Here is a 22247-nt window from a genome sequence, read left to right as displayed (position 1 = left end):
GCCAACATATTATTTCGAAGAAAGAGTGTTAAGTTTTATGATGGGAAATTTTAAATACAATTTTGCACCATAATCGAGTATACTATAGTTAATGAGTCTTATTGTTTAATTGCTGTTCTTAACTATCCTACCCATGATTGATTTGCACTGTCATAGTAATTTTTCTGATGGAGTCTTGAGTCCTTCTGAATTGTTACAAAAGGCGATCGCCTCTAATATAAAGGTCCTGGCTTTGACAGATCATGATACTATCGCTGGTCTTATCGAACTTCATCAGGCAGCACAAGATCAACCCATTCAAATCATTAATGGCATTGAATTCAGCGTTTGTTGGAAAAAATATGATATTCATATCATTGGATTGAACATTAATCCTGCCAACAAACTAATCCAGTCCCTAATTGAACGTCAAAGTCAGAGCAGAATTGCACGAGCTATTGAAATTGGTGAGCGCATGCAGGCATGTGGAGTAAGTAATGCTTATCAAAAAGCTTGCGAGCTTGCAGGGCATGAACGTGTGGGCAGGCCTCATTTTGCACAAGTCTTTGTCAATGAGGGATTAGCAACTGATTTGCAAACTGCGTTTAAAAGATTTTTAGGCAGAGGAAAACCGGCTTATGTCCGAACCTATTGGCTGACGCTTTCTGAAGCAATAGAGGGGATCGCTCAAGCAGAGGGTCAAGCTGTTTTAGCACATCCTTTGAAATACTCACTGACACGTACCCGACTACACGAATTGGTTATGGCATTTAAGGATGCAGGGGGAAGCGCACTCGAGGTAGTTTCAGGAGAGATGAATATCACACAGGTTCGAGAACTAGCAGGACTTTGCCAGCGTTTTGAGTTGTTGAGCTCAACTGGCTCAGATTATCATGGGGGTACATTATCACGTATTCCTCTTGGAAGACAGCAGCAACTCCCGGTAAACTGTATACCGATATGGCATCAATGGAACATTAACAGGGGACTTTTATGAGTCAGTTCTTCGCAATTCATCCAGATAATCCACAGGCAAGACTATTAAGAAAAGCCGCTACAATTGTTCAAGAGGGTGGGTTGATAGTCTATCCTACAGATTCTGGTTATGCTTTGGGATGTAAATTAGGCAACAAGTCCGCCTTGGAAAGAATTAGACGGCTGCGACAATTGGATAAAAACCATAATATGACGCTGGTTTGCCGTGATTTATCCCAATTGGGTACTTACGCGCGTGTCTCAAATTCAATCTTTCGCCTCCTGAAAGCATTCACTCCCGGGTCTTATACATTCATATTAAATGCAACCCATGAGGTTCCAAGATTGATGCTGCATCCACGACGAAAAACACTTGGACTTAGGGTACCTGACAACAGTATCACCTTAGCATTACTTGAATGCCTGGACGAACCATTAATGAGTACCACCTTAATTTTACCAGGAGCAACAGCTCCATTAAGTGAACCTGAGGCAATTAAAGATTTGTTAGGCAATCAAACTGATTTAATTATTGATGGTGGAAACTGCAGTCATGCACCAACAACAGTCATTGATTTAACAGGCGAGTATCCTGTCATAATTCGTGAAGGTAAGGGAGATCCTGAGCCTTTTCGATAAGAGGTTAATTACTCGAATACCTTCATTGATAAAAGCGAGGTGTTGAGATTATGAATTTTAACAGAGTTTAAGGATTTTGATGTCAGCTATATTTAGTGCAAATAAGCGTGTAGTATCAGGAATGCGAGCCAGTGGTCGTTTGCATCTGGGCCACTATCATGGTGTGCTTAAAAACTGGCTCAAGTTACAACATCAGTATGATTGTTATTTTTTCGTAGCGGATTGGCATGGATTAACGACGCGCTATGATGAGCCCGGTTTTATCGAAACAATTTTATGGGATATGGTAATTGATTGGCTTGCTTGTGGTATTAATCCAAACTTATCGAAAATTTTTATTCAATCCTGGGTTCCTGAGCATGCAGAATTGCATCTTTTGCTATCAATGATTACGCCGTTAGGTTGGTTAGAGCGTGTGCCAACTTATAAAGATCAACAAGATAAACTTCACGATAAAGATTTATCAACCTATGGTTTTTTAGGATATCCACTTCTCCAAAGTGCGGATGTTTTACTTTATAAAGCGGATTATGTTCCAGTAGGGGAAGATCAGGTACCGCATATTGAGTTAACGCGAGAAATTGCTCGTCGTTTTAACTTTATTTATGGTCGAGAGCCCAATTTTGAGTCGCTAGCTTTGGAAGCTATTAAAAAAATGGGTAAGAAGAATGGTAAATTGTACAGTGAACTACGACGTCAATTCCAACAAGACGGTTGTCATGAATCTCTGAATACCGCTAAAGCGTTGCTTGCTAATCAACATAATCTTTCTATCGGTGATAAAGAGCGGCTATTAGGGTTTCTTGATGGCTCCGGCAAAATAATTCTCCCCGAACCACATCCCATGCTGACAGAAACGGCAAAAATGCCGGGTATTGATGGGCAAAAGATGTCAAAATCGTATAACAATACAATTAGCCTGAGAGAAGAACCCGAACAGGTCGAGAAGAAAATCCTGACTATGCCGACTGACCCTGCGCGAGTTAAGCGCACTGATCCGGGTGAGCCTGAGAAATGTCCAGTATGGCAGTTACATAAAATCTATTCTTCTGAGTCAGTGAAGGATTGGGTGCAGGTGGGGTGTCGTAGTGCAGGAATTGGTTGTATTGATTGTAAACGTCCTGTGGTTGAAGCGATTCAACAAGAATTAAAACCTATACAAGCCGCTATTAAGGACTACGAAGCCGATCTCGGTTCGGTAAAGCGTATTGTGGCGGAAGGAAGTGAAGCTGCACGCGAGGAAGCGAACAAAACGTTAGGTGATGTCCGCGAAGTCATGGGTTTGGATTATTAATGAACGTTGAACCAGCAGAAATCTCCGTATCACCGATAGCAGTTGTTGCCGGGCAACCTTTTACCGAGATGCCCGGTGATTTGTTTATTCCTCCTGATGCGCTGGAGGTTTTGCTGGATTCCTTTTCAGGACCACTTGATTTATTGCTTTATCTAATTCGTCGGCAGAATATTGATATTTTAGATATTCCTATTGCGCTAATTACTAAACAATATATGCAATATATCCAGCTTATGGAGCAACATCGGTTAGAATTGGCTGCTGAATATTTGCTTATGGCGGCAATGCTTGCAGAAATTAAGTCAAGACTATTATTACCTCCGTCACCACAATCCGAAGAGGATATGGAGGAAGATCCACGTGCTTTGTTAGTCAGAAAATTGCAAGAATACGAACAAATGAAACATGCAGCAATGTCTCTAGACAATTTACCGCGTTGTGAACGAGATGTTTTTTGGTTTTCCATCGCTGCTGAAAAAATAGAAAATCCTGTTCTTCATCCAGATGTAGAGTTAATGGCATTGGCAACAATCATGCGTGATTTAATAAAGCGTCAAAGTCATTCAACAAATCATCAAATTACTCGTGAACCTCTTTCTGTCAGAGAACGCATGGCTCATGTATTGGAGCGTTTGCATCAAGAGAAGACCCTGGCATTTGAGCAACTATTCAAACGAGAAGAGGGACGAATGGGGCTCGCTGTCACTTTATTAGCAATTTTGGAGTTGGCCAGGCAGTCTCTATTGATTATTACGCAGGCCAGTGCTTTTACAGTAATTCATTTGCAGGTTAAATATCATGAATGATAATGAACTTAAACGAATTGTAGAAGCATTGTTAATGCATACGAATGAACCGTTAAGTCTTGAAAAACTACAAGCGATTTTTGAGGAGTGGGAAAAACCAACCGTTGAACAGCTAAAAGCTGCACTTGAAGAATTAGCCAAAGACTACGAAGATAGCGCCATAGAATTAAAATTATTGGCAAGTGGATATTGTTTACAAACAAAAGCTAAATACAGTACGTGGATAAGCCGTCTATATATTGAGAAGCCTGCTAAATACTCCCGTGCTTTGTTAGAAACTTTGGCAATTATTGCGTATAGACAACCAGTAACTCGTGCTGATATTGAGGATATTCGTGGGGTAGCTGTTAGTAGCTCGATTATAAAAACAATACTCGAGCGGGAATGGATTCGAGTGGCTGGATATAGAGATGTTCCAGGGAAACCTGCAGTCTACGTCACTACTAAAACATTCCTTGATTATTTTAATTTGAAAAGTTTGAACGAATTGCCTCCTTTGCATGAGATTAGTGATTCGTTACTTGTAGCACAAGAGCTACTACCCAATGAACAATCTTTAGAAGAGTGTGTAGAAGAATGAAAGAACGATTACAAAAACTTTTAAGTCAAGCCGGGTTTGGTTCTCGACGAGAAATGGAGCGTTGGATTGAGCAAGGATTAATTGAAGTCAATGGGACTGTCGCTAAGGTGGGGGACGTTGCCGGTGCGCATGATAAAATTAGTGTAAAAGGACGTTTGATTCAAAATCCCATAAAGGTGCAGGAAAAGACGAGAATCCTGATGTATCACAAGCCAGTTGGTGAAATTTCAAGCAGACAAGATCCTAAACATGAAAAAACAGTCTTTGATAATTTACCCTATCTTAAACATGGTCGTTGGGTTCAGGTAGGACGTCTTGATATTAATACCTCAGGGTTATTGATTTTTACCAATAATGGAGAATTAGCAAACCGCCTAATGCATCCTAAATACGGTTTAGAAAGAGAGTATGCTGTGCGAGTTCGTGGCCAGGTATCTCAAGATGCTATCCATGCAATGATAAAAGGGGTTGTATTAGATGACGGACTGGCTCAATTTAAAAAGGTTGACTTTCGTGGCGGAGAGGGGGCTAACTCCTGGTATCACGTAACACTGACTGAGGGAAGAAATCGTGAAGTTAGACGATTGTGGCAATCTCAAGGTGTAGAAGTCAGTCGACTAATTCGTATCCGCTATGGAACCCTTAACATGCCTCGTTTTTTGGCCCGAGGTCAGTCTATGGAATTATCTCCAAAAGAGGTAGAAAATTTTCTGAATTCTCTGAAAACTCAGTAGACTAGCTATCCGGTTGGGTCTTTTTTGATCCAACTTTTAGTGACTGTAAATTCATTCGAGTGGTTTATCAGCCACACCACCAATAATGACTCGCGTACCTCTTACACCACCGCCTGGAATATCAACAAACTCTTCATTCAGCCAACGTGCGTCTTCAGTAAAAAGACGTATGCAACCATGGCTTGCACGATAACCGGGTACCTCTTCGCTGCCATGTAGGGCATAACCACGAAAAAAGTGCATGCAAAAGGGCATCTCAGCGCCGCCATTATTACCATCGGCTCGTCTTGGAAAAGCGGTTGATACACAATCGATATCTTGTTTTCGAATAATACGATAAGAACCTGTGGGAGTGACGCAGCCACCAATTACACCTGGACATTTATCGATGCCCGAAGAAATTGGTCCCCACCATAAAAGCTCCCCATCCTCATCATAAGCGCCCCACGCCAATTTTTCTTGACTAACATAAATCGTTTTTTCACCATCCGATTCAATGTAACGAGGGAAAGGGGAAACATCATAGATAGTGATACGATCCAAATTTTTAGGGATAGCAATAATCATCCCTGTACGGAGACGAACGTTCATTCGATTAACTCGTCTTACAATGTCTCTGGCTTCACTATTAGGAAATAAATTACTCCAGGTTTGACCAGATTTAATTTGAATACAGAAAAAATCAGGCTGAGTGCACAAGGACTCTCCATAACGTGTGTAAGACCATGCGGTTGTAAGTGTCGTCATCATCATTATTATTATAATCAAGCTTAAGCTTTTCATGATGATCCCAATTTTATCCTCTCGGTGATCATTTTAACGGCATATAATAAAAAAACTTTACATATTTCTTTTTGAGTATTTAGGACACAAATTACCGCCATCTACGTGCCTCGGCTTGTTCTAGGCATCCAGCGGAGGTTTAAGTTAAAGAAAATATCTTCTTTATTAGCCATCTTCCTGAATGTCCCGTCAAGTCGAGCGGCGTAGGGAAATAATCAAAGTGAATGTAAATAGGGATGAGACTCTATCTATGTGCATAGATATAATCTCATCCTATTGTGCATAGATAGAATCTCATAGTCTACGTGCCTCGGCTTGTCCGAGGCATCCAGCGGAGGTTCAAGATAAAGAAAATATCTTCTTTATTAGCCATCTTCCTGAATGTCTCTTCAAGTCGAGCGACGTAGGGAAATAATCAAAGTGAATGTAAATAGGGATGAGACTCTATCTATGTGCATAGATATAATCTCATCCTATTGTGCATAGATAGAATCTCATAGTCTACGTGCCTCGGCTTGTCCGAGGCATCCAGCGGAGGTTCAAGATAAAGAAAATATCTTCTTTATTAGCCATCTTCCTGAATGTCCTTCAAGTCGAGCGACGTAGGGAAATAATCAAATTGAATGTGAATAGAGATGAGACTCTATCTATTGTGCATAGACAGAATCTCGTAAGTTAATTATACCGGGGGTGGTGGTCCTCGGCCAACTAAGCCCATTATCAGTAACACAACAAAAATTACCAAAAATATGAAAAATAACACTTTTGCTATACCAGCTGCTGCCGAAGCGACTCCACCAAATCCGAAAGCTGCTGCAATGAGCGCAATAATTAAGAAAGTTAATGCCCATCCTAACATGCTACCTCCTTACGCTATCCATAAACGATTTTGAATCCATTCCTTTGAGTATCATTACTCAAGATTATTCGGGGTTATTATTCCTAGAATGAAAAAAAAATAGACCCCTCATAATTTAATTTTAGACTGTTAGTGTCTTTTTTGACAAATTTATTGATTTAACTTTTTGAAATTACTAAATTTAAAAGGGGATAAAAAGAACTAATAAAAATATCATTTAGATTATTCCATACTCAAACTATTTAGCTTCCTGCCCAATTAATGATTCAAATGAAAGTTTTAGCTATAATGACCGTTATAAACTATCAGAATTGATATTGTCCCTTATTTCTTGCCATGCCTGATGAATATCGGCCAACAGGGTATTAGCCTGTATCAACAAATTAACGTCATTATCAAGATTAGCTTTTAGCAAAATTCTTTGAATATATTCATAAAGTCGATCTAGATTAGCCGCAATTTCTCCACCGTTCTCATGATCAAGACTTGTACGAAGACCTTCAACAATGCTAATGGATTTACCGATATGTTCCCCTTTTTCGCTAATTTCATTCCGCTGAATGTTTCCTTGTGCTGTTGCAATATGAGAGCGAGCTCCTTGAAGCAACAAATGAATCAACTCATGGGGGCTTGCTGTTTCAATGCGAGTTTGTAATTCTATCGACTTATATTGTTCAAGTGCTTGTTGGTAAGGAATCTTCATAGCTATTTTTTCCTGTTCAGCGGTAAATTAGCAAGTTGTTGGGTTAAAAAGTCGCTTGCACCTTGCATTTTAACCAATAGTGAATCTAGAGCTACGAATTGTTTCGTATAACGCTTGGTAAGCATGTCAGCTTTGATTTGAAGCTGTTCACGCTCTTCTCCAAGTTGTGCAACCCGCTTGTCTAGTTGTGCTGTTCTTGTAGACAACTCTCCATTTTTATCGTCTAAATAAACTTTTAACAGATCACTAAATTTTGCAGCTAAACCATCAGTTACCGTAATTTTCCCACGAGAGCCTGTTCCTCCCCCTAAAATATCTACAGCAAGACCTTTAAAATCACCTGTTCCAGACAAGGTCAGATTCTCACTGGATGTGGCATGAATACCACCAATTTTTCCTGTTAAATCAACGCCAGGTGTATAACTATCTACTGTCAAATCGTAGCTGCCTGCTTTAATAGTGGTTCCAACAGACTTGATACGAACGTTGCTGTCGGATGCTGTGGCGGTTTTAGCAAAGAGAGTACCAATCTCTTCATAATGATTATCGATGGCATCAGTGAATTTGGTGTCATCCATGACCAGTAAACCTTTTTCATTGGTTTTGATACCAATATCAGAGAGAGCTCTAATTGTATTGCTGCTATCGCCAATAGGTTCACTTACCAACTTGCTGAGATTCAATTTTAAGCTGCGAATTCCAGCATCACTCTGCATTAAACCACCTTTCTTGGTCGTTGCATTATAAGACGTCAATGAATTGATGGTATTGATAGTGTCGTTATACTGTTTAATAAATTCATTAACCATTGATTTAAGCAGGGTTTTGTCATTCTCAACTTTTAAATCAACAAGTTTACCTGGCTCAGCTTTTTTTAGATTCAGAGTGACCCCAGTGATTACATCCTTAAGCTGGTTAGTGCTTTGTGTCACTAACAGTCCATTGACCATAACCTCACTATTTTTGGCTTCGACAGTTTGAGTGAGAGAATTAATACCTGCAGTAGGATCATAGGCTAAAGCGGATAGTCCAGTGCTATTGGTATTAGTGCCATCATTATCAACAACACTAATTTTCATAGCCATAGCTTTACCGGTTTCAGGACTTAGTAAAGTGAGCCGTGAACCTTGACTATCTTGAATGATACTGGCTTGAACTCCTGAGCCACTATTGTTAATGGCATCTTTAATCGCAGTTAGTGTATTGGAACCGGGAGCAATGTTAATTGTAACAGACGCTTTGTCAGGGTTGGCTGTGAACGCGCTATAGTCAGCGTTGTAGGTTCCAAAATCAATGGTGATACTGCCGCTTCCTACAGCGGTGGTTGGGTTAGCAAAGGCCGTAGTGGCTAAATTTTGTTTTGTTGCTAGTTGCTTAACCTCAACTTGATAAGAGCCGGGAGTGGCTTCGCTACTCACCGTAGCGGAAAATATACTGTCGTCGCTAATTGTGCTCTTTAATGCGTAAACTTGAGAAATATCCGTCAATTTGTTCATCGTAGTTTGCAGTTTGGCTAAACTACTTTTTATAAGCCCTAAGGCTGAAAGTTGTGTTGAAAAGGTTGCTTCCTGCTTATTTATTCTATTTTGTGCAGGAGTAAGATCTGCTGTTACAAGAGCTTCTACGATTGCTTTAATATCTAGGCCTGAACCAACTGATGATACTGCCACGATGATTTCCTTATTCTATATTTTAAGCCGTAATGGATGTCTATTTTCCAAGATTACAGCAACACATCCACTCCTATAAATTTCAAGCTCCATAAAGTCACTGTTTTAGAGCAAGTTGTTAAACTCGTTTATCAATAGAACCACTAATCATTTCATCAATTAAAGACAGTAATTGCAAGTATTCATCTGCTGGTATCTTGCGAATGATTTCATCGGATAGTTTGTCAGTAACAATCGCTTGTAGAATGCCGGTAACTTCGTCAACTGAATATTTAGTATCTGCAGCAGCTGCGGGCTCAAGAGGTGTCGTTCCTTTTTTAGACTCGACTTTTTCATTGCTTATCGAATTACTGGACTCAAACGAGATTGTGTTTGGTTTTTGTAGCTCAATGTTCATGACAACAACCCTCCTCTATGCCCATTTATTAATTGAGGCATAAAATACATACACCATGCAAGTTAAACTTGCATGGTGTATTCATTTTCTTATCCAAGTAGAGACAACACTGATTGAGGTAAGCTATTAGCTTGCGCAAGCATCGCAGTACCTGCTTGTTGCAAGATTTGACCTTTAGTCAGGTTGGCTGTTTCAGCCGCGAAATCCGCGTCTTGAATACGGCTTCGTGCAGCAGAAAGGTTCTCTGATACGTTTTGCAAGTTAGAAATTGTTGATTCAAAACGGTTTTGCAGGGCACCCATTGCGGCACGGTTAGAGCTTACAGAAGTAAGCGCTGAGTCTAAGCGCAGAATGGCTGTTTGTGCACCTTCAACAGTACTTACGTCGAGGGTATCGATACCATTAGCGTCTCTGGCGATTGAAGCAGAAAGACCTATGGTGGCTACTGTACCGCCAATTGCTATACTGTTTGTAGCACTCAGTGAGAGATTTCCACGTAAAACGCCATCAAAATCACCACCAGTTACAGTGATACCATCGGTACCTGCTGTGAAACCGGTACCACTTTCAGCAACGTCAATGTTACGGCCATCACTTGCTGTCAGAGTCAAGTTACCACCATTTAGGCTGGCTATTACACCTGTTTGACTACTGGCGGAGTTAATTGCATCACGAAGCTGTGTATTGGTTAAAGCAGTAGCCACGTCTTCGTTAGTGAAGATTGCTACGCCATTAATTGTCAAGTTATAGGTATCAGCAGCGGTACCACCAATAGCACCTAATGTTTGCGTACCTGTTGTAGAAGCAGTCACTGAAAGTCCTGCGATACCTGCATCATTGATAGCAGCAGCTTTGGCATAAGCAGAAGTGGCGTCCTGATAAGCGTTACCTGTAAAGCCAGCACTGGAGTTGATTGTAGTTGCAGCACCACCACCAATAGCTATTGTAATGTCAGTTGCTGCAGCGCCAGATACCTCTGTCCCGACTTCCTGGGCAATACCCCCAATAGAAGATGACTTAATGCTACCCACCGCAAAAGTGATAGTTTGGTTTGCATTTGCTCCGACCTGGAAGCTAGCACTTGAGAATGAGCCATCGAGGATCCGTTGGCCGTTAAACTCAGTATTAGTAGCAATTCTATCCAGCTCGCTCTTCAATTGGTCAACCTCTTCCTGAATCGCTTGGCGGTCACCGGAGTTGTTTGTTGAGTTAGCTGATTGCAATGATAGTTCACGCATACGTTGTAGGATGTTAGTGGTTTCTTGCATCGCACCTTCAGCGGTTTGCGATAAAGATATACCGTCGTTAGCGTTACGAATGGCTTGGTTCATCCCGCGAACCTGTGCAGTCATACGTTCAGAAATAGAGAGACCCGCTGCGTCATCCTTCGCACTGTTAATACGCAACCCTGAAGAAAGACGTTGGATCGCTAGTTGCATCGTTTTTTGTGAGCCGTTTAGGTTTCGTTGCGCATTAAGCGACATCACGTTGGTATTAATCACTTGAGCCATGGCTAAAATCTCCTCAACCTGAATCCCTGGATATGGGATTTACCTTATCCTCGATAAATTCTTAATTATTGTAAAATTTATCGAACCCATCGCTTTTATCGGAAATATATAAAAAAACTTTAGTGTTTCACTCGATTTTTTACACAAAAAGAAGGAATAAAAATCGCAAGGAATTGCATTGTTAATTAAATAAACATTTAGCATTATTTTAGGTATTTTTATTCAATCAAAACAATAAAAACAAGCGCTTAAATTAAATTCGGGTTATACTACTGCGCCTAAAGACTAGTGGATTCTGTTATGAGTTGGCTAAAAAAATTATTACCTTCAAAAATTAGAACCGAAACTTCTCAAAAAAAGGGTGTTCCTGAGGGACTTTGGGTTAAATGTTCTGGCTGTAGTTCGGTGCTTTATCGCAGTGAACTCGTGAAAAATTTATCGGTTTGTCCTAACTGTAATCATCATCATCGTTTAACTGCGCGTGAACGAATCGCTCAGTTTCTTGATGAACATGGCCAGGAAGAAATCGCTTCTCATTTAGAGCCCATTGATCGTTTAAAATTCAAAGATTCTAAAAAATACAAAGATAGAATTAGTCAGGCACAGAAAGCGACTGGGGAAAAAGAGGCTTTAATTGTTGTAAAGGGGACTTTAAAGCGACAACCAGTTGTTGTAAGTGCGTTTGAATTCAATTTTATGGGTGGGTCGATGGGCGCTACCGTAGGCGAGAAATTTGTCAGAGCTGTCGATGTGGCAACCTCTGAAAAACGCCCTTATATCTGCTTTACAGCAAGTGGCGGGGCTCGCATGCAGGAAGGCCTTTTTTCTTTGATGCAAATGGCTAAAACCTCTGCTGCCTTAGCCCGATTTGCAGAAACAGGACTGCCATTTATTGTTGTTTTGACCGATCCGACGATGGGGGGTGTTTCCGCAAGTTTTGCAAGTCTTGGTGATATCATTTTTGCTGAGCCTAATGCGCTTATTGGTTTTGCGGGACCTCGTGTGATTGAGCAGACAGTAAGACAAACCTTACCAGAAGGTTTCCAGCGTAGTGAGTTTTTACTCGAACATGGCCATATAGACATGATTGTCGAGCGGAAAAATTTACGTAATACCATTGCTGAATTAGTAGCAAAACTATCTCATCGAGATTTAAACAACATTTTTGATGAAGCAATATAGAAATTTTACGGTTGCACAATGGTTACATTACCTTGAGAACCGTCATCAACAAGAGATTCAGCTTGGATTAAACCGTATTTATAAGGTTGCTGAATCTCTTTTTCTGCTTAAACCACAGGCCAAAGTAATCTCTGTTGCGGGCACGAATGGAAAGGGTTCCACTGTCGCTGCTCTTGAAGCAATCTATAAAAACGCAGGTTATCAGGTTGCAAGCTATACCTCCCCTCATGTCGTTTCATTTAACGAACGAATCAAAATTAATCAACAGCCCATTAGCGATGAGGCATTAGCCGAAGCATTTTGCGTAATAGAAGAAGGGCGGGGTTCAACCTTTCTGACTTATTTTGAAATGGCCACACTGGCGGCTTTATGGTATTTCAAAAAGCATTCTATCGATGTTTTAATTCTTGAGGTAGGTCTTGGTGGTCGACTTGACGCCACTAATATTGTCGATGCTGATTTAGCTGTAATTACAACCATTGATTTGGATCACCAAGAGTTTTTAGGAAATAACAAAGAATCAATTGGTTATGAAAAGGCTGGCATTTTACGATATGGAAAGCCTGTCATTTATGCGGATAGCAATCCACCTAAAAGTATCACAGCAGCAGTGTCTTCCTTAAATTGCCCACTCTACAGGTTGGGGGACAATTACAATTATGAGCTTGATGATACGGTTCTTAAGTTTGTTTTTGGTGAGCATATCATTGAATTGCCACGCCCTGTCCTTCATGCCAATTCAATTGCAGCTGCAGTCATGGCAAGTTTTTGTCTTCAAGCTGCATTACCGGTTACTGCTGTTCAGATTGTTGAAAGTTTAAAAGGACTCCTTTTGCCTGGTCGGCTGCACTTTATAAACGGTCGGGTAATGACCCTGTTGGACGTTTCTCATAATCCACAGGCAGTTAATTATTTGGCCAAACATATTGAAAATTTGCGTTGGCCAGGCGCCATCCATGCTGTCTTTTCAGCATTGAAAGATAAAGATATTCCTGCACTAATAGAGCCGCTGACTAAGCTTGTGGATTATTGGTATCCCGCACTATTGACTGGAAAGCGTGCGGCATCTGAGGAACAATTTAGCGCAGCGTTTCATATTTATGGTATAGTACCTTTTTCTTATGCTGATCCTTTGTTAGCTTATGAGGCTGCTTGCAATGTAGCTAGCACAGGTGATTTAATCGTAGTTTATGGTTCGTTTGTTACTGTAGGGCAAGTACTGCCTGCTGTGTGTAATACCAATACCACCAGAACTGAGGAGATATGATGAAATTGGTGATGGATGAGCGTGTAAAGCATCGGCTTATAGGTCTTGCTGTTATTTTATCTATAGCTGCTATTTTTGCTCCCGCAATAATTAAAAAATCAAATCAACGTATTGATGATAACGTAAGTGTTTCAGTCAAATTGCCCCCTAAGCCTGCTTTGCCTAAAGTGGCAATGCCTGATGAAGAGGAAATGTTTGAAACTGTTAAAGTGGCTCATGTGGAAATTCCAGATGTTCCCGAGGAAGTAACAAATCCAGCCCTTGCTAAAGCAGAGTCGCTCAGTCAATTGAATGACATTAAAGAAGCAGTAGAGCCTATGGTTGCAAAAGCCAAGGTTGAGCCTGCTAAAGTGGCCAAGCAAAAGCCAACTATTGTAGCGGCAGCAACAAAAAAAGTTTCAGCACCTGTTGTTAAAAAAACACCTGTAGTGGCCAAGGCTAAACCAGTTGCAAGACCGGTAAAACATGCACAAGTGGCAAAGAAATCCATGACGGCTCCGACAGGGAAGGGACGTTACGCTGTTCAGTTAGCAACCTTTTCAAAACAACAAAATGCTGATTTATTAGTTTCTAAATTACGAGCAAAGGGTTACAAAGCGAGTTATAACAAAGTTCAAACTGCTCAAGGAACGGTCTACAAAGTTATTGTTGGTCAAGGACACCCGAAAGAGCAAGCCAGAGTATTACAACAGCAACTTGCTAGCGTTATGCAGATTAAGGGATTTCTTGTTGCCTCAGGGGTTAGTTAAGCATGCAATGGTATTGGGTTGATTTGCTAATTATTGCAGTTATTGGCTTATCTGTCTTAACTGGTCTTATCCGTGGCTTTGTAAAAGAGCTCATTGCACTAGCTGTGTGGGTCTTAGCGATTTGGATGGCTTTTAATTATTCGCAGGAGCTGGATCCTTGGCTACAAAAATATATCCAGGACAAAACAGCAAGAACAGTCACCGCTTTTATCGCCATATTAATAGCAACCTTGATTGTGGGCGGAATAGTTAACGCTCTCTTGAGTTTTATCCTCAAACGGTCAGGGTTAAGCGGTACGGATCGTATTCTTGGCATGGGGTTTGGTTTTGTACGAGGCGTATTTATTGTTGCTTTGATTATGTTAGTTATAAGAATGACATCGTTACCCTATCAGGAATATGCAGGTAACTCCATGCTTTATGCCAAATTTGAGCCGGTTGTTAACTGGCTTTATGACTTGATGCCTCAAGTCGTAAAACAGATGAAAGTCTTTGATAAACCTTTGCAGTTTCCTTCTAGCGGTTCACAGATTCAGCTTCCTGCTAAAGCAGAACCTAAGCCTGGTGAAAAATCTCCGCAACAGCAACAAGCCGAGCAACCGAATAAGGAAACATTACTCTCAAGTCCCGAGGATTTTGAATTATCTGATGCCTAAGGCATTCCTGGCTGGCTAGTCCCAACCGGTAATTAATTGATTGCAGAGTATTCCCGCTCATGCGGGAATACTCTCTAACGAATTAGGATAAAGTTAAGGTATTAATTATTTCTCTGGATTGAGTTTTTTCTGACGAACAAAAGAATCGTGGTAGACGTTGCATGTCGAGGGCCTTTGATAGTGGGCTATTCGCATCTTGTAACAGCCTATCCACATCTTCGCTATTTTCAATACAGCGTGCCAAGCAATTCAGGATATTATTTAATTTTTTACTACTATTCATCCAATAAGGATTATAGCTATTCGCACCATTCTCTAGACGTGTAATTATTGTCGATATTTTCTCATGATTTTGAAAATGATTTTTAACGTTATTGACATGCAGAGCAGACGAAACTAATTCTTTTAATTGCATAAATGTTTCGTGGAAATAATAAATTTTATTCTCTGAGAGGTATAATGGAAAATAGTTTGTATCTAGGGGTAAATGTAGGTTGGCAATTTTCTGAAGTTCATCAGCAACGTTATCAAGAGCATCTACAAGATATGAAGTTCCTTCAAAAACCCACTGGGCAATCGTATAATAATGCAGGATAAAGTCTTTAATAGCTTTGTCATGGCCTGGATTGAAAATCCAAAATTTAGGACCCCCACCAGCATAAGCTCTTTTAAATACATCGCGATGTTCAATTAAAAATAAGCATAGTCTTGCTTGATTATGAGACATTCCTTCTTCAGTTAATTGTTCAATAGTTAGGCTTGGTTGTTTAGCATGAGCGTTATCTCTCCACTTATATTTTTTTAAGAGAGTGAAGAGTGGTTCATTAGGATAAAAACTATCATTACCAAATAGATGGCAATCAAAAATATACTTTTTTGCGCTGTCAATGGTTGGTGTCGTAGGCATTATGTTTCTCCAAATAATTGACGCTATTATATCTGCCTATGCTTAAGAAATTATGATGCCGGTTTAATTGGAATTAGTAACAGGTTAAATCATGTATAAGGTATTTATTTATAAAATGCTGTATTGAATACCAGATCAGCGCTATTCTTTTAGAAAAATTAAGCTATCGATTTGTTGTTCCAACTTTAAAACTACTCTTGAGTGGATTTATAGAGTTTATTTTTTTTAATATAGCTTAAAACCTCTTTAGGCAAGTATTCACATACATTCTTACCTTGAGCCAACTCATGTCGTAGCCACGTCGATGAAATATTGAACTCTCCTGCATCATAGCGATAAATTAAGCCACAGGAAGTGTTCAGGAGGGTTTCATCATTACTTACTTCATGGGTATTCAAAAGCTGTGTAAGTTCTTCTGGCAGAGTTGTATCACAAACGCCATATCTTTTTATAACAAGTAGATTTGCAAGATCTAGTAATCGATACCATTGATACCATTTAGGCAATTGAAGGAACGTATCTTGTCCTATCAATAATGTCATTGCTACGTTTTCTCCTAGTTGTTGTCGAAAATTCTCTAGAGTCGATACCATGTAAGAGGGGGATTCTCGGTTGATTTCTGATAAATCAATGGTGAAGTTTTCAGGTTGGTTTTTCAGTGCTAATTCCAGCATTTCAATGCGCTGCGCTGGGGTCGCAATGGCCTTATTTTTAAGTACTGGAATTTTGCAAGGTAAAAAGATAAATTGGTCAAAATGAAAATGATTTTGAATATTGTTCGCGGTTTTCAAATGTCCCTCGTGAACTGGGTCAAATGTACCGCCATAAATGATTAAATTACGCAAAAGTACCTACCTGTTTACCTAAGCATAAAGAAAGAGCTACTCTTTCCAAAGCAGGCCAAACTTGGCTATTTTGATTTGATTTTATCTGCTCATCAATGTTTTTACAAAACTGCAATAACTGGATAAGGTTAGCGGGTAATAAACGTTTTAAAGCCGATTGGTAGAGTTTGCTTTTTTGTGTCCAAATTTTTAATTGGCTGCATGCTGTGGTAAAAGGGATTGATTGCTGAGTTAATTCCCCTAATTGCAGCAAATTTCGTATGTCCTGAGCTAATAACCATAAAATTAGTGTTGGCTCGACGCCGCTGGTATTAGCATGACGAAGATGCTGAATCACTTTGTTAGCGTCCTGCAATAAACAAGCATCACTTAAATCAAATAATTGATAACTGCATTGGTCAATAAGCTGTTCTTTGACAATAGTCGATGTTAAGAGTGATTCATCAGCAATTAATTGAATTTTATCTAGAGCTTGTGCACAAGCCAGCATATTGCCTTGAGTATATTGAAAAATGAGTGCAGGAACGTCTGCTTCAAATTTAATGCCTCGTTTTTGCAATTGGTCTTTAATCCAATGTTGCATGGCAGCATTATCGAGTGGAAAAATTTGCACAACATGTACTGCATCATGATTGATAAAACTTTGCAGTTGTTTGCTTCCTAATTGAGGGGCACGAATAAGCAGTAAACAAGAGGAATTTATATTGTTTAGATACTTGGTTATAAAATTTTTGCCAGCGGCTTCTAACGTTTGTTTTTCATAGCGTACATCAAGCAAGACATAGGATGAGAATAAAGAATAACTATTGGCTTTTTCGTCTACTAAACTCCAGTCTGACGCGCTGTTGATGTGGATTATTGTCTCTTCTGTATCGCTGTTTTTTTGTAAACAACTTTTTTTAATCGCTGAAGCAGCTTCAGTTAATAAAAAATGATCTTGTCCTATAAGGATATAAATTGCGGCTAAAGGATTGCGAGCAAGGTGGGTGCCTAAAGCCTGTTGTTTTATAAGCATAATATTAGTTATCTTGTTTTAGGGGAAACAACATAATTATTTTTAGCCTGACTCAAGCGATTAACTATTTGCGTGGCAGCCTCAGCACGCATTTCATTTTTTAATAACGCTTCTTCGGCATCTGATCCTAAGATTCTGTCATTATTAATAGTAATTTGTCGAGTGACAAAAACGTGACTTGTAGGAACAATTATCTTGCCTTTCGTTTCGATTAGAGTGAACTGTACGTCATAGATTAAAAGATACTGGCGTGGTGCAGTACTGGCGCTCACATTAGTAATTTCTTGTTTATATCTATCTCTGGCAACGATGAGTAAATAATTTGCTTGTGTTGGATTATCAACGACTGAAATTTTATAAGCTTCCAATTGCCCTTCGAGCAAGGTTTGCAAATCTTCCTGAGCGTCTTTGATGACAATGGCCACATTATTTAACCAGCTTGGTATATCAGCCATTCCGCGTAAGTGGAAACCACAGCTGGTTAAAGAAATAATGAGCAAACCAAGTATGAAGTGCTTCATGAGTTAAATAACTAAATTTATCAGTTGACGATGAGTGACAACAACTGCTTTTTTGACAGGTTTACCTTCAAGAAAACTGTCAGTATGTTGCTTCGCCATTTCAATCAATTCGTTCTCACTTGTATCACTGTTTGCAGTAAATTGGGCACGTAATTTTCCATTTACCTGAACCACGAAGTCTAGCTCATCGGTTTTAAGGGCGCTTTTATCCACTTTAGGCCAGGGCGCATCAATAATTGCTTTCTCAAAGCCTAATTGTTGCCATAAATGATGGCAGATATGCGGAGTAATTGGTGCAAGTAAGCGAAGAAGAATACTAAATCCCGCATGAAGGAAAGCTTTATCTTCTTCTGTTTCGACCTGATAAGAAGAGAGTTCATTAAAGAGTTTCATGCATCCTGAAACAACAGTGTTAAATTGATGACGTTCATAATCCATGCTTGCTTGTGCCAAAATTTGATTGACTGCAAGACGAGATTTTTTAAGACGCGAAGAGGTATGCTGCCAATCGACATGGCCATTCCCACCTAAAATAGCATCATTAATATCAATAAACTGTTGTTGGTATTGGAAGGCAAATGTCCAGATGCGTTTAAGAAAGCGATGAGCTCCCTCAACAGCTGCATCGGACCACTCTAATGATTGCTCTGGAGGTGCTGCAAACATAACGAATAATCGTGCTGTGTCAGCGCCATAAGTATCTATTAAATGGTTAGGGTCAACCACATTGCCTAATGATTTAGACATTTTATGGCCGTCTTTAAGAACCATACCTTGAGTTAACAAAGCCTTAAATGGCTCGTCTGAATTGACCAAGCCTTCATCACGCATGAGTTTATGGAAGAATCGAGCGTAAAGCAGATGCATAACGGCGTGCTCAATACCACCAATGTATTGATCAACTGGAGTCCAATATTTTGCTCTGTCATCTAACATGGCATTGTCTTGGCCTTTGCAGGCGAAACGAGCGTAATACCAGGAGGATTCTACGAAGGTATCAAAAGTATCTGTTTCACGCGCTGCGTCTTGTCCGCATTTAGGACAGGTTGTTTGAATAAATTCATTGCATTGAGCAAGAGGCGAACCACTGCCAGTTAAGTGAACATCGTAGGGTAAGGTGACTGGCAAATCTTCTTCGGGCACAGGGACAATGCCACATTCTTCACAAATAATCATTGGAATGGGTGTACCCCAATAACGCTGACGAGAAACGCCCCAATCACGTAAACGATAGTTGATGGTCATCTTGCCGGCATCATGATGTTCTAAATGATTAGCAATTTCTTTAGTGGCTTCTGCAGAAGTTAAGCCATCGAACTGACCTGAATTAACTAGCTTTCCTTCCAGGGTAAAGGCTGATTTTGTGTAATCATGTTTGCTTCCATCTGTTGGAGCAATGACTTCTTTTAAAGGTAAATTGTATTTCTGGGCAAATTCCCAATCACGTTGATCATGAGCTGGTACGGCCATAACAGCCCCAGAGCCATATTGCATTAATACAAAATTGGCAATCCATACAGGCACTTCTTGTCCTGTGATTGGATGAATAGCGTTGATTCCCGTTGCTATCCCTCGTTTTTCCATGGTGGCGATATCTGCCTCAGCCATACGAACACCCTGGCAGCTGGCAACAAATGCTTGGACATCCGCATTATTTGCAGCGACTTCTTTGGCAATAGGGTGATCAGGGGCAACGGCAAGATAGGTTACACCTAATAAAGTATCCGGACGGGTAGTATAAATTTTTAGGCGCTTGGGGAAATTAGGAATTTTGAAGCTAATTTCACAACCTTCAGACCGGCCAATCCAGTTTTTTTGCATTTGTTTAACTTGTGCAGGCCATTCGTCGAGAGTATCTAAATCATTTAATAATTCATCAGCATAAGCAGTAATTTTAATAAACCACTGAGAAATTTCACGGCGCTCAACCAGTGCACCAGAACGCCAGCCACGACCGTCAACCACTTGCTCATTCGCAAGGACCGTTTTATCAACGGGATCCCAGTTTACGACCGCATTTTTTTTATAAACAAGACCTTTTTCAAACAATTTAATAAAAAACCATTGTTCCCATCGATAGTAATCAGGATCACAGGTAGCAATTTCACGTTTCCAATCATAGGCGTTGCCCAGACGCAGGAATTGCTCTTTCATGGATGCAATATTCTTTTTTGTCCATTCGGCAGGATGAATACCATGCTTGATTGCTGCATTCTCTGCAGGTAAGCCAAATGCATCCCAACCAATAGGTTGTAAGACATTTTTTCCTAACGCGCGTTGATAGCGAGAGATAACATCGCCTAAGGTGTAGTTTCTGACATGCCCCATGTGCAAGGTGCCACTGGGATAAGGGAACATGGATAAGCAGTAAAATTTTTCTTTATTTAAGTCTTCAGAAACGTTAAATGACTGTTTTTTATGCCAATATTGCTGGGCTTGTTCTTCAACTTCACGCGGTTTATAGCTGTTATCCATGGTTACTTAGTAAATTACAGTAGGGCTGGTAAGAATAACGCCTCTTGTGCTCTGCAGCAATAGTTAATGTTTTAGTTTAGAGGTAATTATGCAATAAAGACCATAAAATAGTATAAATATTAAACAAAAAAGAAGAGTCGGTTTATCACCAAAGGTTACCCAGAAGGTTGCTCCGTCCAAGGGGGTAATATTCGATTTAAGTATACCTGCATTAAAAGCGGGTAAAGAAGCAATTAGTTCACCCTGATGATTAATAATTGACGATAAACCATCATTATTGGCAACTACCTGATACCTTCCGGTTTCAAGTGAGCGTACTTGAGCCATCTGTAGCTGTTGATACATTGCTAAAGAATGTCCAAACCAGCCATCATCACTAATTGAAACTATCCATTCCGCCTTAGGAAGTTGATGGCGTAGCAAGTCACCATAAGCTAATTCGTAGCAAATTAAAGTGGCAATCGGGTGCTTTTGAACTTTTACTAGCGTTTGATTGTTTTTTCCTGGCATAAGATTGGCGTCTGGAACGGCTAACCATTCACTAATCGTTTGAACGGCTTTAGGAATATATTCGCCAAATGGAACAAGATGCTGCTTTAAATAAGAGCCTTTAGCTCTCCCTAAACTAATAAGGGCATTAAAGTAGGAATTTTCATCAATCATTGTTGGTTTGGGGATACCTAATAAAATGGCACTTCCCGAAAACGTTGCTTTTTCATGAAGCTCTTTTAAAAAATCCTCCACATAGCTTGGTGGAAGAGGAATTGCTGATTCCGGCATAACGATTAATTGCGTTCCTAATAATTTTTCGGTTTCATTTTGATAGCGTTGTAATAATTGCCAAAACAAACGTTCATCCCATTTATCACGCATGGATAAATTGGCTTGAATAACACCAACGGATAAGGACGCTGCCTTCGGAGTAGACCAATCTATATGTTTCAGCATTGAAGGGGCAAGAAGTAACACAACAAAAATCGCTTGAATAACATAACGCTGAATCCCCTTGAGCTGAATGCTTAAAGCAAGCAAGGCAGCAGCTAGACAGGTTAAAAATCCCACACCATATACCCCAAAAATAGGGAGAAGGTATTTAGTAGGTGCATCGAATTGGCCAAAGCCTAGTAGCAACCAAGGAAAACCGCTAAAAAGAGTGGCTCGACAATACTCGAATAGAATCCACAAGGCACCGAATAAAAAACAGGAGCCTATTGGCAGTCTGGGTGTAGCAATTTTTTTAAAAATACCCGACATTAGCGCAGGAAATAGCGATAGATACAGTAAAAATAACAGTGTGATCAGTGCTGATATGATGCTATTGAGATGACCATATTCATGAATACTAACGTAAATCCAGGAAATACCAAGACCAAAATAGCCCAGTCCATAAAAAAGGCCATTAAGAATTGTGTGAGGTGTTTTTTTATCAGTTAGTTGTGCATAGAAAAAGGCGATGCTTAGAATCGCAGCCCCTGGAATATGGAAGGGGGCAAAACTTAAAGGCAGCATTAAACCGAATAAAAATGCGCGCAGAAGATGGCCATAGCTTATTGTGCTTGCCGAAACTAATGAGAGTTTTTGAATTGAGGCAACGTGATTCATACCAGTTATGTGCTTAACCTAACGAAAGCGACGATAGAACACTAATGAATAAAGGTCAAGATTTTAACAAATAATTCATTAGATTAATTCAACCACAG

Annotated in this window: 22 protein-coding genes; 10 read left to right on the top strand and 12 right to left on the bottom strand. The window is 40.0% G+C overall.

Annotation, left to right across the window (positions count from 1 at the left end; translation table 11 throughout):
* Positions 1–133: 133 nt before the first annotated feature.
* The 6 genes from LHA_RS08600 (at position 134) to rluB (ending at position 5007) form a co-directional block, all read left to right on the top strand.
* Complete coding sequence (locus tag LHA_RS08600) at positions 134–976, top strand: PHP domain-containing protein (protein WP_045106181.1); 843 nt, start codon at positions 134–136, stop codon at positions 974–976.
* Complete coding sequence (locus tag LHA_RS08595; protein WP_045106180.1) at positions 973–1593, top strand: L-threonylcarbamoyladenylate synthase; 621 nt, start codon at positions 973–975, stop codon at positions 1591–1593. The genes LHA_RS08600 and LHA_RS08595 overlap by 4 nt, the downstream gene beginning before the upstream one ends.
* A 79-nt stretch (positions 1594–1672) precedes the next feature.
* The gene (locus LHA_RS08590) at positions 1673–2887 is read left to right on the top strand and encodes a tryptophan--tRNA ligase (RefSeq protein ID WP_045106179.1); all 1215 of its coding nucleotides are present in this window, start codon (positions 1673–1675) and stop codon (positions 2885–2887) included.
* Entirely contained in the window at positions 2887–3693 is an 807-nt protein-coding gene (locus LHA_RS08585; protein WP_045106178.1) for a segregation and condensation protein A, read from the top strand. The genes LHA_RS08590 and LHA_RS08585 overlap by 1 nt, the downstream gene beginning before the upstream one ends.
* A complete protein-coding gene (gene scpB / locus LHA_RS08580) occupies positions 3686–4273 on the top strand; it encodes an SMC-Scp complex subunit ScpB (RefSeq protein ID WP_045106177.1) in 588 nt (195 codons plus the stop codon). The genes LHA_RS08585 and scpB overlap by 8 nt, the downstream gene beginning before the upstream one ends.
* Positions 4270–5007, top strand: a complete 738-nt coding sequence (gene rluB, locus LHA_RS08575) for a 23S rRNA pseudouridine(2605) synthase RluB (RefSeq protein ID WP_045106176.1) — start codon at positions 4270–4272, stop codon at positions 5005–5007. Before scpB ends, rluB begins: the two co-directional genes overlap by 4 nt.
* 51 nt (positions 5008–5058) lie before the next feature.
* Here rluB and LHA_RS08570 read toward each other — a convergent pair whose 3' ends face one another.
* The 6 genes from LHA_RS08570 to LHA_RS08545 all read right to left on the bottom strand — a co-directional run bounded on the left by LHA_RS08570 (position 5059) and on the right by LHA_RS08545 (position 10930).
* A complete protein-coding gene (locus LHA_RS08570; RefSeq protein ID WP_370447944.1) occupies positions 5059–5760 on the bottom strand; it encodes a L,D-transpeptidase in 702 nt (233 codons plus the stop codon).
* Between the two features lie 709 nt (positions 5761–6469).
* The gene (locus LHA_RS08565; RefSeq protein WP_045106174.1) at positions 6470–6649 is read right to left on the bottom strand and encodes a DUF1328 domain-containing protein; all 180 of its coding nucleotides are present in this window, start codon (positions 6647–6649) and stop codon (positions 6470–6472) included.
* A 295-nt stretch (positions 6650–6944) separates the two neighbouring features.
* Entirely contained in the window at positions 6945–7352 is a 408-nt protein-coding gene (gene fliS / locus LHA_RS08560) for a flagellar export chaperone FliS (RefSeq protein WP_045106173.1), read from the bottom strand.
* 2 nt (positions 7353–7354) lie between these two features.
* On the bottom strand, positions 7355–9022 hold the full coding sequence (fliD, locus tag LHA_RS08555) for a flagellar filament capping protein FliD (protein WP_231861889.1): 1668 nt from the start codon (positions 9020–9022) through the stop codon (positions 7355–7357).
* Between the two features lie 118 nt (positions 9023–9140).
* Positions 9141–9419 (bottom strand): flagellar protein FlaG, encoded by a 279-nt coding sequence (locus LHA_RS08550; RefSeq protein WP_052673649.1) that lies wholly within the window; start codon positions 9417–9419, stop codon positions 9141–9143.
* A gap of 89 nt (positions 9420–9508) precedes the next feature.
* Positions 9509–10930 carry a flagellin N-terminal helical domain-containing protein gene (locus LHA_RS08545; protein ID WP_045106171.1) on the bottom strand — a complete coding sequence of 474 codons (1422 nt, stop codon included), beginning with the start codon at positions 10928–10930 and terminating at the stop codon, positions 9509–9511.
* A gap of 300 nt (positions 10931–11230) precedes the next feature.
* Between LHA_RS08545 and accD the strand changes: the two genes are divergently transcribed.
* From accD to LHA_RS08525, 4 genes are read left to right on the top strand one after another with little or no spacing between them, the layout of a single operon-like run.
* Positions 11231–12112, top strand: a complete 882-nt coding sequence (gene accD, locus LHA_RS08540) for an acetyl-CoA carboxylase, carboxyltransferase subunit beta (RefSeq protein ID WP_045106170.1) — start codon at positions 11231–11233, stop codon at positions 12110–12112.
* Positions 12099–13379 carry a bifunctional tetrahydrofolate synthase/dihydrofolate synthase gene (folC, locus tag LHA_RS08535; protein ID WP_045106169.1) on the top strand — a complete coding sequence of 427 codons (1281 nt, stop codon included), beginning with the start codon at positions 12099–12101 and terminating at the stop codon, positions 13377–13379. Before accD ends, folC begins: the two co-directional genes overlap by 14 nt.
* Complete coding sequence (locus LHA_RS08530) at positions 13379–14128, top strand: SPOR domain-containing protein (protein ID WP_045106168.1); 750 nt, start codon at positions 13379–13381, stop codon at positions 14126–14128. The genes folC and LHA_RS08530 overlap by 1 nt, the downstream gene beginning before the upstream one ends.
* A 2-nt stretch (positions 14129–14130) precedes the next feature.
* Entirely contained in the window at positions 14131–14784 is a 654-nt protein-coding gene (locus tag LHA_RS08525; RefSeq protein ID WP_082060320.1) for a CvpA family protein, read from the top strand.
* An 82-nt stretch (positions 14785–14866) separates the two neighbouring features.
* Here LHA_RS08525 and LHA_RS08520 read toward each other — a convergent pair whose 3' ends face one another.
* From LHA_RS08520 to lnt, 6 genes are all read right to left on the bottom strand, one after another.
* Entirely contained in the window at positions 14867–15691 is an 825-nt protein-coding gene (locus tag LHA_RS08520; protein ID WP_045106167.1) for a hypothetical protein, read from the bottom strand.
* Positions 15692–15882: 191 nt separating this feature from the next.
* Positions 15883–16536, bottom strand: a complete 654-nt coding sequence (nadD, locus tag LHA_RS08515; protein WP_045106166.1) for a nicotinate-nucleotide adenylyltransferase — start codon at positions 16534–16536, stop codon at positions 15883–15885.
* Positions 16529–17551: a DNA polymerase III subunit delta gene (gene holA, locus LHA_RS08510; protein ID WP_045106165.1), complete on the bottom strand. Its 1023-nt coding sequence runs from the start codon at positions 17549–17551 to the stop codon at positions 16529–16531. Before holA ends, nadD begins: the two co-directional genes overlap by 8 nt.
* An 8-nt stretch (positions 17552–17559) precedes the next feature.
* Positions 17560–18072 carry an LPS-assembly lipoprotein LptE gene (locus LHA_RS08505; protein WP_045106164.1) on the bottom strand — a complete coding sequence of 171 codons (513 nt, stop codon included), beginning with the start codon at positions 18070–18072 and terminating at the stop codon, positions 17560–17562.
* A gap of 3 nt (positions 18073–18075) precedes the next feature.
* Positions 18076–20547, bottom strand: coding sequence for a leucine--tRNA ligase (gene leuS, locus LHA_RS08500; RefSeq protein ID WP_045106163.1), 2472 nt, complete (start codon positions 20545–20547; stop codon positions 18076–18078).
* A gap of 63 nt (positions 20548–20610) precedes the next feature.
* Positions 20611–22149: an apolipoprotein N-acyltransferase gene (gene lnt / locus LHA_RS08495; RefSeq protein ID WP_045106162.1), complete on the bottom strand. Its 1539-nt coding sequence runs from the start codon at positions 22147–22149 to the stop codon at positions 20611–20613.
* Between the last annotated feature and the right edge of the window lie 98 nt (positions 22150–22247).

The organism is Legionella hackeliae (genome assembly GCF_000953655.1).
GTDB lineage: Bacteria > Pseudomonadota > Gammaproteobacteria > Legionellales > Legionellaceae > Tatlockia > Tatlockia hackeliae.
The sequence above is the reverse complement of the archived record's forward strand: the minus strand, read 5'-3'. Positions and strand labels throughout refer to the sequence as shown.